Source organism: Vallitalea longa (assembly GCF_027923465.1).
GTDB lineage: Bacteria > Bacillota > Clostridia > Lachnospirales > Vallitaleaceae > Vallitalea > Vallitalea longa.
In genome coordinates, this window is record NZ_BRLB01000003.1 from 307732 (window position 1) to 323296 (window position 15565).

Below are 15565 nucleotides of genomic sequence, written 5' to 3' on the forward strand. Positions count from 1 at the left end.
TTATACTAAAGAGGAGAAATCAAAAATGAAAAAAATAATTTGTATACTTTGTGTTTTAACATTAACATTATCTCTATTTGGATGTGGTTCAAAGGGTGGAAAATCAAATGAAGCAAATAGTAATCAAGGAAGTAAAGTCTCTGAAAATAATTTTAATAAAACAGGTTTACCAATTTTAAAAGAAAAAGAGACATTCGAGATATATATACCTCAAATGAGCAATCTTATTGATGCTAAGGATAAACCAGTTTATATTCAATCAGTTAAGGATACCAATATTGATGTAAAATGGACAGAGATTCCAAAGAGCAGTTGGCAAGAGAAGATAAATATATTATTTAGTACCAACTCTTTACCAGATGCTTTTTTAGGTCAAATTAAAGTTGGACAAAGATTTGAGCAATTGATGCCACTTGATGAATATTTAATAGAGGAATATGCACCTAATGTAGTAGCTTTTTTAAATAGCAGACCAGAGTATTGGGATATTTTAAAGGCTCCAGATGGACATATATATTCACTTCCTACCGGAGATGAATCATATTGGAATATAGTTGATAAGCAACTAAATGTTAATGAAAAATGGTTAGAGGCAGTTGGTAAAGAAGCACCTACTAATATTGATGAATTTTATGATGTATTAAAGGCTTTTAAAGATGGAGATCCAAATGGTAATGGTGATACAACAGACGAAATACCATTTACATTTAGTGAATTCTGGGGTTGGGGAACTTCATTAGGAGATATGTTCGGACCTTTTGGCGTCTTAGAAAATGATGTACATGTATACGTTGATAATGACCAAGTGCTCTTTGGTGCAGAACAACGAGGATACTATGATGCTCTTCAATTTTTCCATAAACTCTACTCAGAAGATTTAATGGATAAAGAGGCCCTATCCCATAGTATAGACCAATTTGATGCTAAGAAAGATGAAAAAGAGAATAAAGTTGGATTTTTTATAGACTATGGTGAAAGATATGATTTCGGAGATATTCCTATCATACTTAAAGGTGAAGATGGTAAAGTTATGATTAATCTAAATGGTATGGAGAAAAAAGAAGGTTTTTCTATTACAAAAACTTGTAAAAATCCAGCAGCATTGATTAGATGGTATGATTATGCTAATAGTTCTGAAAAGATGATAATGGAATGGAATAGGGGAAGTGAAGGTGAGACTTGGAAATTCTCTGAAGATGGGGAAAAACTCATACAAATACAAGATCCTGAGGTATTTAAAAAGTATGGTATTAAAGGAGAGAAAATGGCAATATTGAGAAATTATTTAAGCTTTGGTTGTAATGCTCCAGGATTTTTACATATTGGTATGACAGATAAATTCATAGAGCAAAACAATAGCTTGAAACCTGGTTTGAATAAGGAAATTTTAAATGAAAATTGGGGTTATAATTCATTACCTGTTGGATTCGCTACACAAGAAAACATTGAAAGAAGAGCCCTTCTATTAGCTGATATAGACACTTATCTGAAGAAATTTATAGCAGAGTCTATTGTTCATGGTATTGATGATGAAAAATGGGAAGAACATTTGGATGCACTGAAAAAATTAAAAGTTGAAGAATATAAAGCACTGGTTGAAGAATTATTGTAAAGAAAAAATGTATGAATATTCTAAAAAATTCTGTTGAACATACAACAGTTTGCTATTAAGAGCAAACTGTTGTGCTAGATATAACCTAATAAAACAAGAGGTGAAAACATGGATGCAAACATTGTTACAGATACTAAATATAAAAATATTGATAGGAAAAAAAGAAGCAAAAATTTGAAATATATTAAAAAAACATGGATGCTTTACGTTTTTGTTCTTCCCGCAATATTATATTTGTTGATATTACACTATTTTCCAATGTATGGAATTCAAATAGCTTTTAAGGATTATCGTGTTACACAAGGAATTATTGGAAGTGAATGGGTTGGTTTTCAACATTTTGCAGAATTTTTTGGTTCTTATCAATTTTGGCAATTACTAAAGAATACATTAATATTAAGCTTCTATGGATTGATTGCTGGATTTCCGATGCCCATTATTTTAGCAATATTACTCTATTATACTGTTAATAAAAAACTTAAAAAGGTGACACAGATGGTTACGTATATGCCACATTTTATATCAACTGTAGTTTTCTGTGGTATGATATTTATTCTATTAGGACATGATGGAATCTATAATCAGATTTTACATAATCTAGGGTTTAAAGGAATTGAATTCATGACCAAAGGAGAGAATTTTAGACATATATATGTGTGGAGCGGTGTTTTGAAAGGTATGGGATGGAGTTCAATTATATATATCGCTGCATTGACTGGAGTGGATCCACAGATTCATGAAGCAGCTATTGTGGATGGTGCTAGCAAATTTCAGAGGATTAAGTATATAGATCTACCTACTATATTACCAACGATTATGATTCTATTGATTTTAAACCTTGGACGTATTATGGGTGTTGGTTTTGAAAAAGCTTATTTGCTTCAAAACAACATCAATATTGAATATTCTGAGATAATATCAACTTATGTATATAAGGTTGGTATGCAGGGCGGGCAATTCAGTTACTCTACAGCGATTGGATTATTTAACAACATAATTAATTTTATTTTGCTTATTACAGTGAATAGAGTTTCTAAGAAGTTGTCAAACATTAGCTTATTCTAGGGGGACATATAAATGAAAAGAAGATTTCTAAATAATGATAAAACATTTGATAGAGTGGTAACAGTACTTGTTACTATTATTTTAATTGCTATATTTTACCCGCTGTTTTTTATAGTGATTGCATCATTTAGTGATCCTACGATGATTGCTAATGGAAAAGTTATATTTTTCCCAAAAGGGTTTAATGTGGAAGGGTATGAGTATATATTTCAAGATAAAAGGATCTGGATAGGTTATTATAATTCCATTCGTTATTCCTTTTTTGGAACGCTTTTAGCATTATTCATAACAATACCTGCTGGGTATGCTTTATCGAGACGAGATATGAAAGGGAAAAAGGTAATCATGATGTTTATGATTATTACTATGTATTTTCAAGGTGGATTAATACCAACTTATCTTGTTGTAAAATCATTAGGACTAGTGAATACACCGTACATCTTAATGATACTTGGTTCATTTAGTGTATTTAATTTAATTATTACACGTACGTTTTATAAATCAAATTTGCCTCATGAACTTCAAGAAGCAGCTGAAATAGATGGTTGTACAATAGGGCAATACTTTTTTCATATAGTAGTACCATTATCAAAACCTATTATAGCTATTATTGCTCTTTATTATGGAGTAGGACATTGGAATGCATTTTTTAGTTCTTTAATTTATGTGACAGATAATAAGTTGTATCCATTACAATTAATACTTAGAGATATATTGATATCAGGTCAAACGATTGATGTTACTACAAGTGATCCTGAAGTAATTGAGAGATTAAAACAAATTGCTAGGACAATTAAATATGGAGTCATTATTGTATCATCACTTCCAGTAATACTTGTATATCCATTTGTGCAAAAACATTTTGTTAAAGGAGTAATGATTGGTTCTGTAAAATAAATATTAATAAATAAGATAATTGCATAATTACTTCCCCTGATTTCTACAACACAATATGTTGAATTCAAAGTACCATTATAATATACACATTGTGCGTATAGTATTAAATTAGGAATTATGCAATTATCTCAACTAAATATATCAAAAAATAAGGGGATAAGATAATGGTAAGGTTTAATAAAGAAAGAGTATGATGGTTGAACTAATGTTATTTGTATTATATACTATGATTATAGTGAAAAGTATTAAAATATGGAGGTTGAATAATGACTGACAATAACATATTATCAAGAACAGTTTGTAAAAATACTAGAAAGCCAAATATAATATTTATTTTATCTGATGATCAAGGTGCTTGGGCCATGAGGTGTGCAGGTAATAAAGAGATATATACACCTAATCTAGATGAATTATCAAATACAGGTATACGTTTTGATAACTTTTTTTGCACATCTCCTGTTTGTTCCCCTGCAAGAGCTTCCATCTTAACTGGAAAGATTCCATCACAACATGGTGTTCACGATTGGCTCAATGAAGGAAAAAATGAAGAAAATACAAGGGAATATATGAAAGAACAATTGACATACGTAGATATTCTAAAAGAGAATGGATATAATTGTGGTATTAGTGGGAAATGGCATCTAGGTGAGAGCAAAAAGGTTCAAAAAGGATTTTCTTATTGGAATGTCATATTAAGTGGTGGAGGTCCCTATATAAATACACCAATGTATTATGATGGTGAGATAAAAGAAGATGAAAGATATTTAACAGACCGGATAACGGATGGTGCCATAGATTTTATCAAAGATTATTATTCAAGAGATAATCCGTTTTATTTAAGTGTTCATTATACAGCACCTCATGGACCATGGAATAATGAACAACATCCAAAAAAATGGATTGACTATTATAGAGATTGTAAATTCGAATCATGCCCAAAAGAAAAAATGCATCCTTGGCAAATCAATACTGCAACCTATGGATATACGGACGAAGATAGAGAAGAAATCTTAAGAGGGTATTATGGAGCAGTATCTGCTATGGATGAAAACATAGGTAGGATATTAGAAAAATTGGATGAACTGGAAATAAGGAAAGAGACTTTAATTATATTCACAAGTGATAATGGTATGAATATGGGACATCATGGAATTTACGGAAAAGGAAATGGTACATTTCCACAGAATATGTATGATACATCAGTGAAAGTACCATTTATCATGTCACATCCAGATAAAATACCTCAAAATAAAGTCAATAATCAAATGTTAAGTCATTATGATATAATTCATACATTAATTGATTATATTGGATTAGATTATAAATTATCTGAACTTCCAGGTAAAAGTTTTTATCCAATATTAGAAGGAAAAGAAATGGATTGCAATGATAATGTGGTAATATATGACGAGTATGGACCAGTTAGAATGATACGTAATAAAGAGTGGAAATATATTCATAGGTACCCATATGGACCATTTGAATTTTATAATTTAGAAAATGACCCTATGGAAAAGAATAATTTGTATGATAATGAACTTTATAAGGATAAAATACATAAATTGAAATCAGAATTAGAAGAATGGTTCTTAAAGTATGTTGATAATAAAATTGATGGAGCAAAAGAACAAGTCTATGGAAAAGGACAAATAGATTATGCTGGAGTATTAGCAAATGGAGCTAAAAATTATGCAGATGATTATTGGTTTTTAAAGAGTAAGCAGTAGTATTAGTTACATATTCTAATTATCTTGTTATATAGGATGAAATGAAAAATATAATATGTTTATAACAAAACGAAGCCACCAGTAGATTGGATTTTAAGCTGGTGGCTATTTTATCTTATAGAAAAGTCTTACTTTTTACAACGAACTATTAAAAAATTATGTGATTTTGGCAGTTGGTAGTATTGTTATATTGCACCAAGTAACTTTAATAATTTAATACAATCTTTGTAACTTGCTAAATATAAGCATTGATTAGCGCATACTAATTTATCGGATTGTTTAGTAATATATTCTTTTGCAAATTCTCTATCGTCTTCATTTAATGAATTAATAATCGTGTCAAATTTTTGTCTGTTATTATCTAAATAACAATCTAATTCCTGATATTCTAAGTCTGTATTAATAAAATCGTTGTAAGTTGTTTTTAACATATGTACTGCAAAATTATTGAAATGATCTATAATGTCTGACATAAAAATATACCTCCATTATTGAATTACTATCGTAAACAGGGTATAATGGATTTACCGCTATTCTTGATAGTAGGTATAAGAGTTTTGTATGCTTTCCAGGGCGGCAGAACTCTTATTTATTATTTAGGTCATCGTATACTTTATTAACACCTTTTCTTAAAATCTCAGATTTACTTTCATTAAGCTCTTTACTACAAGATTCTAGTTTTTTATTTGTTTCATCATCGATTCTAAATTTAATAGTTTTATTTTTAGGTGCATTAGTAGGGCGACCTATTTTTTTGTTCGCCAAATTATTTTTCACCTCTCTTTTGTGGGTACAATATTATAATAACTTATGTGGGGGCATTTGTCAATGTTAAAAAACCGCTAATTCACTCTTGACATTGTACAATCGTATCGTAGATAAATTGAAAGCAAATATAATTAAATTAGTATAGTTTAATTATCCTTATATCTTTACTATTTCGGTATTCTTTAGTAATACATAATCGAGCAAAACTAGTATATATTAGATATAAAATGGATTTAATTTAAAATATATAGTATATTAAAACTAAAAAAATACTTATATAAGTTATAGTATTGTGTTTAAAAATGAGTCGTTAATTTGCATGTAAATAAGCATATAAAAACAAAAATACCTGTTAGTTTATAGTATTATTTATCACAATATGTCAATATTACCTTTTTGTATTGCTAACATTGTGATATAATGTCATGTGAGAATATTATTAATATAACAAAATGAAAGGGGCATTTATATGGGACTATTTCAAGGTTTAGCAGGTAACCTTTCCGAAATATCAAACGATGAACTTGAAAAGAAGTATGGGGCATATCTAGTAGAAGGTGAAAAAATAGAAATTGGGTATAAACTAATTCGTGATGTAATTATATTTACTAACATAAGAATTTTGGATTTTGACAGCCAAGGAGCTACTGGTAAAAAAGTACGAGTGGAATCCATTCATCTTAATGCAATATGTCATGTTACTGCTGAAACAGCAGGATTTGGACTAGATGATAGTGAAATTACAATTTCTTACATAACATCACCATATTTTAGAGCTAATTCTATAACAATGAGTAGCAAAAAATTTGAGTTTCCAAAAAAATATGATACCAGTTCACTTTATAGAAAATTAGAAACAATATCAATCAATAATATACATAAAATTAATGGTTAGATTACTTTGGATCAAACATTAGATGTGTCTCTTATATAATGGAGATACATCTATTTTTTTTATGCAAAAAATTCAAGAATGTTTACTAATATTATGTTAAACTCAAATTGATTAATTAAATAAAATTAAGGTACAGTAAACATCGGTATCTTGACAAAAAATGCAACCTATTTAAGGCAGCATTACAATCAAACAAAATCAATAGCTATTTAAAAATAATTTTAAATAGCTATTGATTTTTTACTTAGACGTGTTATAATCTATTTAAAGAAAATTTTAAATAGGTGGTGAGTGAATGGGCTTGGCTAATACCTTTAAAGTACTATCAGATCCTTTAAGGCGAAACATTCTTGTATGCTTAAAAGAGGGCAAACTTACAGCAGGAGAATTATCAGATAAATTTAATATCACACCCGCTGCTCTTTCATATCATTTAAAACTTCTTAAAAATGCTGATATGATAATGGAATATAAACTAAAGAATTATATCTATTATGAATTAAATACAAGTGTTTTTAATGAATTAATCATTTGGATAAATCAATTTGGAGGGGAACATAATGAAAAATAAATTACTATGGATATTAACTCTACTACCTACTATTGTAACTTGTGCAATTATACCTTTTATGGATGATAGAATTCCTATGCACTACGATGCTGTTGGCAATATTAATCGATGGGGTTCTAAATATGAAAATTTTATATTTCCAATCATCATTATTGTTATGACATTGTTTTGGAAGCTGTTTATAAATTACTTTAGAAAAAAACAAGTTTCAAATCAGAATGAAAAAACAATTAAAGAAGCTCAACAAAATGAAAAAGTGATATATTATACAGCTATTGGTATGGCAATTCTATTTGGTATTATGCATTACGCAATGATGTATTCTTCAATTATTGAATCAAAAAATAATTTGGTAATCATGGTAATAGATATAAATTTAGTTACCAATATTGTTATGGGTGTATTTTTAATTATCATTGGTAATATTGTGCCTAAAAGCAAGATGAATAGCATAGTAGGTGTACGCACTACTTGGAGCATGAAAAATGATATAACTTGGGCAAAAAGCAATCGGTTTGGAGGAATGTCTCTAATTATATCGGGATTACTTATAATCTTTGAATCAGCATTCATAGGTGGTTTTAAATCTACTATTGTAATGCTCGCAATTATTATAGTAGATGGTATTGTTTTAACAATATATTCTTATCAAATTTCTAAAAAATATGGTGAAAAATGTTCATAGACACCATAAAGGGGACAAAAGAATTACTAAAGTTATATAATAAATAAAATAAAGTAGGTGATTATATTGAAAGAACTGTTAAAAGCTAATTCTAAATTAATCTGTGAAGCAAAATTAAATTGCAAATTAGCAGAGGGTTGTATTTGGGATGAAAAGAATAGACTAGTTTATTTTGTAGATATTGAATCTTTTTATCTATATATATTTAATCCAATAGATAAAAACATATCCAAGATACCTACACAAAGCTACATTAGTGATATTGTACTTGACACAGATAATAATCTAATCTGTGCCATCAAAGATACAATCTATAAGCTAGATCTAAAAAATACGAAATTCGTACCAATGATAAAAATCAATTCAATGGAAGAATTAAGATTCAATGATGGTAAATGTGATAGATACGGTAACTTATGGATTGGTACAATGAAAATAGAACAGGATAAAGATGCCCAATGTGCAGGTGCTTTATATTGTATAAACAAAAATGAAATAGTTGAAAAATATGATGATTTCACTATTCCTAATGGTTTGGATTGGAATAGAGACGGTTCGATATTTTATCATATTGATACTCTTACTAGAAAAATAGATGTATATGATGTAATAGAACAAACCAAGCTTAAAAACAAGAGAACAATTATAAGCTTTAATAATGGTGATGGAGTACCTGATGGCATGTGTATTGATATTCAAGGTAGACTTTGGGTAGCTATGTGGGGTGGAAACTGCGTAAATTGTATTGATCCTAAGGTAGGTAAGATAATATCATCTATAGAAGTACCGGATAAATATGTGACCTGTTGTGCATTTGGTGGGGAAGATCTTGATACGCTATATATCACTACAGCAAGAGATAAGAGTTGTGATGGTGGGAATCTATATTCTATCAGGTTAAATACTAAAGGTATAGAAGCATATAGATATTAAAAATGAAGTATTTATTATCACAATAAAATGATTATGCATTTTTCACAAATATAGTCAGTAATTTTTGTCTATTATTACTTTTGAATGCATTCTATCCCATGAAACATGTCGTTTATCAGGATTTGTTGAAAATCAATACTGAATTGTTATATCATACTCATGTATCAATTATTTATGGATTCATTTGTCATATATTTGGTAATCCATAAATAATTATATAAACCACAGTTACTAATGAAAATTAGGCAACGATGAATGAGGATGAGAAATTTGTATATTAATACTGACAGTTTAGAAGATGAAACTCATACTTTATCAAGTATCTGCAGTAATATAGATGATATGTACTATGATTTGAAGAACACTAAATCTGGTATTGAATATGAAGTTAGGTCCAAAGACTGTATTGAGGAACTATTCAATACTTGTATAAGAAATCTTAATGATATAGTTTATAGAATGGATTCATATATTAAGTTTATCGGTGATTCTGTTGATTCGTACCATGATGCTGAAGATCAACTTTCTTCATTGGCTGATATATTGAAAGAAGGATATGAAAATCCTACGCCACAAACTGGATTTACAGAAAGAACGCTAGAAGAAATGGCATACTTTTATTCAGGTGGAAAATCTTCTAGCACAACTTTCAAATACGAAGAAGACATTGCAGATTTAAAGAAGATCATGCAAGATATGTTTAAAGATAATTCTCTTGCATATGAGGTTGACTTTAAGAACTCCCATGGGGAATATGATAGTGATATAGACTATGATTTTGATAAAGAAGTAATGTATTTCTTAAATAATTGTGAGAGCTTTAAAAATAAGAATACCAACCTGCAATCAACCTATGAATCACTACCTAAGATATATAGACTTATGGTATTAAAGCATTGGGTAAAGCTAATGCAGAATGATACTGATATTGATATATCTAATGTATTACCAGATGAATATTTAGAAAATATACCTGCATTACCACTCACAGACAGTAAACTTGGTACTATAACCTCAGAAAACAAATATTCCAGTGAAGATGCTTATGACTACTTTGTCAAATATTATTATCCTAGACAAGCAATTTATCAGATGCAAAAAGGTGATTTAGAACAATTAAAAAGAACTGCTTTCCTAGAATGGGTAGAATTTGTTTATAATTCAAATGAAAAAGAATCTATAGAAGAACCAATAGAGGAATATGAATACATAGAAGATACCATAGACCTAAAAAAGACCATGGAAGAAATGTTCAAAGGTAATACTCTTGCATATGAGGTTGATTTTAAAAACTCTAATGGGAAATATGATAGTGATATAGACTATGGTTTTGATAAAGAAGTAATGTATTTCTTAAATAATTGTGAGAGCTTCAAAAGTAAAAATACCAACCTACAAACAACTTATGAATCACTACCGAAGGAATATAGGCTTATGGTATTGAAGCATTGGGTAGAGTTGATGCAAAATGATATCAATATTGATATGTCTAATGTATTACCAGACGAATATTTTGATAACATACCTACATTACCACTCACAGACAGTAAACTTGGTAATATAACTTCAGAAAACAAATATGCCAGTGAAGAAGCTTATGACTACTTTATCAAATACTATTATCCTACACAAGCAATATATCAGATGCAAAAAGGTGATTTCGAACAATTAAAGAGAACAGCTTTCCTAGAATGGGCAAGATTAGTTTATGGTTCAAGCAAAAAAGAACAGGACCAAGAATTTAGTGGGTCACTAATTTTGGGCATAGCTAGTTGGCCAATGAAAACAGTATATGATACAATAGAAGGGATTTATTCAGTAATTACAAACCCAAAGCAACTAGGATCTTTTTTGATATTAGTAGCAAGTCTTCCTTTTTCATTAGAAAGCAGGAAAGTGTTTGCAAGCATGATAGAGCAGACTATAGAAGAATGGAAAGCTGCATATAATGATGCTGAACCCGCAGACAAAGGTTATATGATTGGTCAGTTGATAGGTGAAGTAATATCTATTGCAGTAGGAGCAGGTTTCGCTACAAATAAATTTGCTAAATTTGTCAAAAGTGGTAATTTCAAAAAAGCTGTTGGAAGAGTTATTAAGAAAGCTAAATATAATCTTAGCAAATTAAAGAACATGAACCCATCTAAGATTATTGACTCAATTAAAAAAATAACTAAAAAGAAAAATCATTATGAAGTTGTAATGAACAATGATGACTTAGTAACAATATCTTTTGATGAATTAACGAATGTACAGAAGAGCAAATTTGATGGTTTAGCTGATTCATATAAGGGTAAGGATATACCTGATAGGATTGATGGTGAAGATGGGTTTGGGGTTGTAGAAGGTATTGAGGAAACTAATAAACTTACTCCACATTCATTAAGTGATGCTGAAGTTAGGCGATGGTATAATCAACAAGATGCACGCATTCCAGAATTAATTGATGATACATTATCTCTTGAAGAACAAGCCAAGCAAGCGTCTGGTTTAAGAAATCAATTTAGAACAGAGGCTAGGGAATTAATGTCTAATAGAGAACTTGCACAACACCTTAATAAAACAAGACCCAATTTGACTTGGGAGCAAGTAGTTGATAGGTATACAAGAAGAGGTTATTCTGGTGAAGATTTATATAATGAAATTATTAATTCGTCTCAAAGAACTAATAAAGAAGTCAACAAAATGTTTAATATAAAATAGAAACTAGAAGGAGGAGAATATGAATCTTAAAATTTCTAAAATTAAGAATGAGAAAAATGAATATGAATTTTATTTCGAAAAATTGGGACATTGGGACATGTTTGACATTCTTGCTAAGCTAATTCTTGAACAAACTGATATTAAAGTAAATAAAAAAGTTGACGGAATTGCTGTTAGGGAATGGAAATTCATTGGCAAGGATATATCATTCTATTTAATGCATGATGACCAGCTCGGAAATTATCTTCTTTCGGATAATGAAGTATACCATTCAGATGTGGAAAGATTAGCGAACATTATTTTGAATAAAATATTAACATCATTTTGCTGAAAGGGTATTGTGATGCAAAAAACTTATTCAATATGAAATACTTATAAATACGTAAATGAACATGTGAATTATTATTAAACCTAAAATAATTGAAATGAAATTTGATAGGTATGAAAAACAATATTTACAATCTTACATAACAATATTAGATTCATGTTATATAGACAATATACAGGAAACTTTATTAACAACTACTAATAAAGATATTATGGATAAGAAGAAGGTTACACTAAAAATGTTAATTTCTAAATTTGATAATAATAGTGATATGCAAAGTGAAGTTTTGAATTTTGAGAAGAGATATAATGTTACTTTGCCTAAACAATACAAAGAATTTTTACACAAATATAATGGTGGATTTACACCAAAAACAAAATTTAAAGTAGGCAAAATATCATCTAATATACGTAATTTTTACGGTATTGGAAATGTAAAAGTAAATCTTGAAACGTTAGGATTAAATGAATGGATAGACAAAGGGATATTACCTATAGCTTGTGATTCATTTGGAAACTATATTGTTATTGGACTAAAAAGTTATAATGAGGGGAAAATATATTTCTGGAATCATGAAGAGGGTACAAAAGTAGATTATATTATAGATGATTTATTTGGATTTGTGGATTTATGTAAAAGTGAAAAAATTAGTGATGCTTCAAAACGAACAATAAAAGAAAGAGAAGATGCATTAATTGCAAAAGGTAGAGGGAGTATTATTACAGATGATTTAAGAGAAATGTGGCAAAAGGAAATAGATAAATATGGTAATATGAATCAAGAAGAGGTGATAATGGATTGATTATAACACTACAACAATCTTGAGAGTTAATATATATAAATAAGCTGGTTCTATTAATTATGGTGTAGATGAAATGACAGAGATTAATCATGAATAAACAAAGACAAGAAAATATTGATGACAATATACAACCGGTTAAACAATATTAGAGTAGCTATTTATATATGAGATAATTTGCTCATATAGAACGGAGATATAATGAAATTAATTAATAGAACTGCATTCATAGCTATAATTTTAATCATAGGTTACCAGAAGATATGATTGTATATAGAGGAACGTCAACAGATGCATTAGGAATTTTAAAAGGAACATCACCAGAAGATTTAGTAGGAAAAACAATTACAGAAAAAGCATTTATGAGTACAAGTACTAATAGTTATGTGGCTAATGGAACATTTTCTGGAAATATGATAATGACAATTAAAGCACCGAAAGGTTCTAAAGGTTTGGCTGTATCTGCAATTAGTCAATATTCCAATGAATCAGAGGTATTATTTCAGTGTGGACAAAAAATGATTATTAGTGATGCAAAATTCGAGGATAATTTATTAAATATAGTAGTTAGACTGAAAAAATAGGGGTGAAAAAAATATGAAACAGAGACAAATGACGTTAGTTGAAAAATGGAATTGTGACATAGAGTCCTATAAAAAAGGTGGAAAAAACTTAACATCCACACCTATGTGTGAAATGTGTAAATATTTCATTAAAGGAAATGCATTTCATTGCAAAAAATATGAAGGAAATAATGAAAAACCAGAGTATGTTATTTTCTGTGAAAAAGAATGTCCACAATTTAAGCATTCCAATCCAATATTATTTAATTTTGATTCTAAGGAAAATGAAATAGTTTATGCAGGATTATTAGGTTTTATAGTTGGTGATGCGATGGGAGTTCCAATGGAATTTTGTTCGAGAGAAGAAAGAAAAAACGATCCTCTTGAAGAAATGAGAGCATATGGAACATATCATCAGCCTTATGGAACATGGTCTGATGATACATCATTAACCTTGTGTTTATTAGAAAATATGACAGAAGGTTATTCTTTAGATAAATTAGCTAAAAATTTCATAAGGTTTTACATGAACGGATACTTAACACCATATGGAGAAGTGTTTGACATTGGAAATGCTACAAGGGTAGCTATTGAAAGAATGCTACAAAGTGAAAGTCCTATAGAATGTGGTGGAAAAACAGAAAGGGATAATGGAAATGGTTCTTTAATGAGAGTATTACCGTTAGCGTATTATGCAAAAGAAATGTCTCCTATGAAAAGAATAAAAATAGTTGAAAATGTATCTTCATTAACTCATGCACATAAGCGAGCAAAATTAGCATGTATAATATATGTTGAATATGCTATTAATCTGATTAAAAATAACAGTAAAAGTGATGCTTATAAGCAAACAATAGACTTTGTAGATAAATATTGTTATGAAAATTATAAAGAAGAAATATATAATTTTAGTAGAATATTAAATGGAGATATATCTTTATTAAAAGAAGAGGATATTAATTCTACTGGATATGTAGTGGATACTTTAGAAGCTTCATTATGGGTATTTATAACAAGTAGTGATTATAAGGAAGCTATATTAAAAGGAATTAATCTAGGAGGTGATACAGATACAATTGCAGCAATTATTGGAGGACTAGCTGGTATCTTTTATGGAATTAGTTCAATTCCTGATACATGGTTACAGTGTCTTGCACGAAACAGAGAGATATGTGAAATGATAGAAAAATTAATTTATACAATTAAGTAAAGAGATGTTTCAAAACAAATAGAACTGGATTTAAACGCTTCTTATGGTTATTCACCCAAAAAAGTCACTCCGTATGAAAAGTATTACTGAATAAAAATGATACAGAGATTTGGATTATATTATCAAAAACCAATAAAAAAGATGAAGATATAAACATTCTATTAAGTATAGCATAAAGAAAATTTTGATAATAACAGATGATTTAAGATAAGAAGGCGGAAATATATTTTGAAAGTAGTATTTAACAATTATCCTGACCTAAGAAAAGTTATTATATGGAAAGATGGAAAATATCAATTAATTGAAGATTCTGGTTTATCAACTCAAGGTATTGCTGGAATTACAGAAAATAATAATTTTGTAGGTATTTTTGTTAATAGTAAAAAAGCTTTTTTTGTATTTGAAAATCAGGTATATTCACTATCAACTACAGAGTTTGAATGTAATAATACATATATTAATAAAGATGAAAGATGTTTTATTTTAAAAAACAAAGGTGTAGAAATATGTAAAATTATTTATAAGCCCTTTGTTGATTCTGGTATGATATTTTATGAAGTGGATTTAGAAGAATTTGATATTCTTTTATTTTTAAGTGATAATTTCTTAAATAGTACAGAGAGTTTAGAATTATTTATATCATCTAAATAATATCCTTTCAAATTTTTAGCAGTTGGACATTACCAAAAACACTAACAATTCAATAAGAATAGAAGGCAGTATGTTGAAGTTCCCAAAATTAGGATTACTAAAAACTAAATTTCATAGAGAAATACCTAGGAATCATAAAATATTATCTGCTACTATAA

General features: G+C 28.8%; 16 protein-coding genes. 14 read left to right on the top strand and 2 right to left on the bottom strand.

What is annotated here, in order from left to right; all coding sequences use genetic code 11:
• Positions 1–25 precede the first annotated feature (25 nt).
• From QMG30_RS09280 to QMG30_RS09295, 4 genes are all read left to right on the top strand, one after another.
• Positions 26–1612, top strand: coding sequence for an extracellular solute-binding protein (locus QMG30_RS09280; protein ID WP_281814817.1), 1587 nt, complete (start codon positions 26–28; stop codon positions 1610–1612).
• A 108-nt stretch (positions 1613–1720) separates the two neighbouring features.
• On the top strand, positions 1721–2677 hold the full coding sequence (locus QMG30_RS09285; protein WP_281814818.1) for an ABC transporter permease: 957 nt from the start codon (positions 1721–1723) through the stop codon (positions 2675–2677).
• 12 nt (positions 2678–2689) lie between these two features.
• Complete coding sequence (locus tag QMG30_RS09290) at positions 2690–3574, top strand: carbohydrate ABC transporter permease (protein ID WP_281814819.1); 885 nt, start codon at positions 2690–2692, stop codon at positions 3572–3574.
• Positions 3575–3840: 266 nt separating this feature from the next.
• Positions 3841–5301, top strand: a complete 1461-nt coding sequence (locus tag QMG30_RS09295; protein ID WP_281814820.1) for a sulfatase family protein — start codon at positions 3841–3843, stop codon at positions 5299–5301.
• 185 nt (positions 5302–5486) lie between these two features.
• On the opposite strand, the gene QMG30_RS09300 is transcribed toward QMG30_RS09295, so the two are convergent.
• Positions 5487–5774: a hypothetical protein gene (locus tag QMG30_RS09300; RefSeq protein ID WP_281814822.1), complete on the bottom strand. Its 288-nt coding sequence runs from the start codon at positions 5772–5774 to the stop codon at positions 5487–5489.
• Positions 5775–5886: 112 nt separating this feature from the next.
• Positions 5887–6066 carry a ribbon-helix-helix domain-containing protein gene (locus tag QMG30_RS09305; protein WP_281814823.1) on the bottom strand — a complete coding sequence of 60 codons (180 nt, stop codon included), beginning with the start codon at positions 6064–6066 and terminating at the stop codon, positions 5887–5889.
• Between the two features lie 472 nt (positions 6067–6538).
• Here QMG30_RS09305 and QMG30_RS09310 point away from each other — a divergent pair, with 472 nt between their 5' ends.
• The 10 genes from QMG30_RS09310 to QMG30_RS09355 all read left to right on the top strand — a co-directional run bounded on the left by QMG30_RS09310 (position 6539) and on the right by QMG30_RS09355 (position 15407).
• A complete protein-coding gene (locus QMG30_RS09310; protein WP_281814824.1) occupies positions 6539–6964 on the top strand; it encodes a PH domain-containing protein in 426 nt (141 codons plus the stop codon).
• A gap of 295 nt (positions 6965–7259) precedes the next feature.
• Positions 7260–7535, top strand: a complete 276-nt coding sequence (locus QMG30_RS09315; RefSeq protein ID WP_281814825.1) for an autorepressor SdpR family transcription factor — start codon at positions 7260–7262, stop codon at positions 7533–7535.
• Positions 7525–8220, top strand: coding sequence for an SdpI family protein (locus QMG30_RS09320; RefSeq protein WP_281814826.1), 696 nt, complete (start codon positions 7525–7527; stop codon positions 8218–8220). Before QMG30_RS09315 ends, QMG30_RS09320 begins: the two co-directional genes overlap by 11 nt.
• A gap of 66 nt (positions 8221–8286) precedes the next feature.
• On the top strand, positions 8287–9153 hold the full coding sequence (locus QMG30_RS09325; RefSeq protein ID WP_281814827.1) for an SMP-30/gluconolactonase/LRE family protein: 867 nt from the start codon (positions 8287–8289) through the stop codon (positions 9151–9153).
• A 270-nt stretch (positions 9154–9423) separates the two neighbouring features.
• On the top strand, positions 9424–11856 hold the full coding sequence (locus QMG30_RS09330; RefSeq protein ID WP_281814829.1) for a hypothetical protein: 2433 nt from the start codon (positions 9424–9426) through the stop codon (positions 11854–11856).
• A gap of 19 nt (positions 11857–11875) precedes the next feature.
• Positions 11876–12187, top strand: coding sequence for a hypothetical protein (locus QMG30_RS09335; protein ID WP_281814830.1), 312 nt, complete (start codon positions 11876–11878; stop codon positions 12185–12187).
• A 94-nt stretch (positions 12188–12281) separates the two neighbouring features.
• Positions 12282–12986, top strand: a complete 705-nt coding sequence (locus QMG30_RS09340; protein ID WP_281814831.1) for an SMI1/KNR4 family protein — start codon at positions 12282–12284, stop codon at positions 12984–12986.
• A gap of 221 nt (positions 12987–13207) precedes the next feature.
• Positions 13208–13567 carry an ADP-ribosyltransferase gene (locus tag QMG30_RS09345; protein WP_281814840.1) on the top strand — a complete coding sequence of 120 codons (360 nt, stop codon included), beginning with the start codon at positions 13208–13210 and terminating at the stop codon, positions 13565–13567.
• A gap of 13 nt (positions 13568–13580) precedes the next feature.
• Complete coding sequence (locus QMG30_RS09350; RefSeq protein ID WP_281814833.1) at positions 13581–14756, top strand: ADP-ribosylglycohydrolase family protein; 1176 nt, start codon at positions 13581–13583, stop codon at positions 14754–14756.
• 228 nt (positions 14757–14984) lie between these two features.
• The gene (locus tag QMG30_RS09355; RefSeq protein ID WP_281814834.1) at positions 14985–15407 is read left to right on the top strand and encodes a hypothetical protein; all 423 of its coding nucleotides are present in this window, start codon (positions 14985–14987) and stop codon (positions 15405–15407) included.
• The last annotated feature ends 158 nt before the right edge of the window (positions 15408–15565 follow it).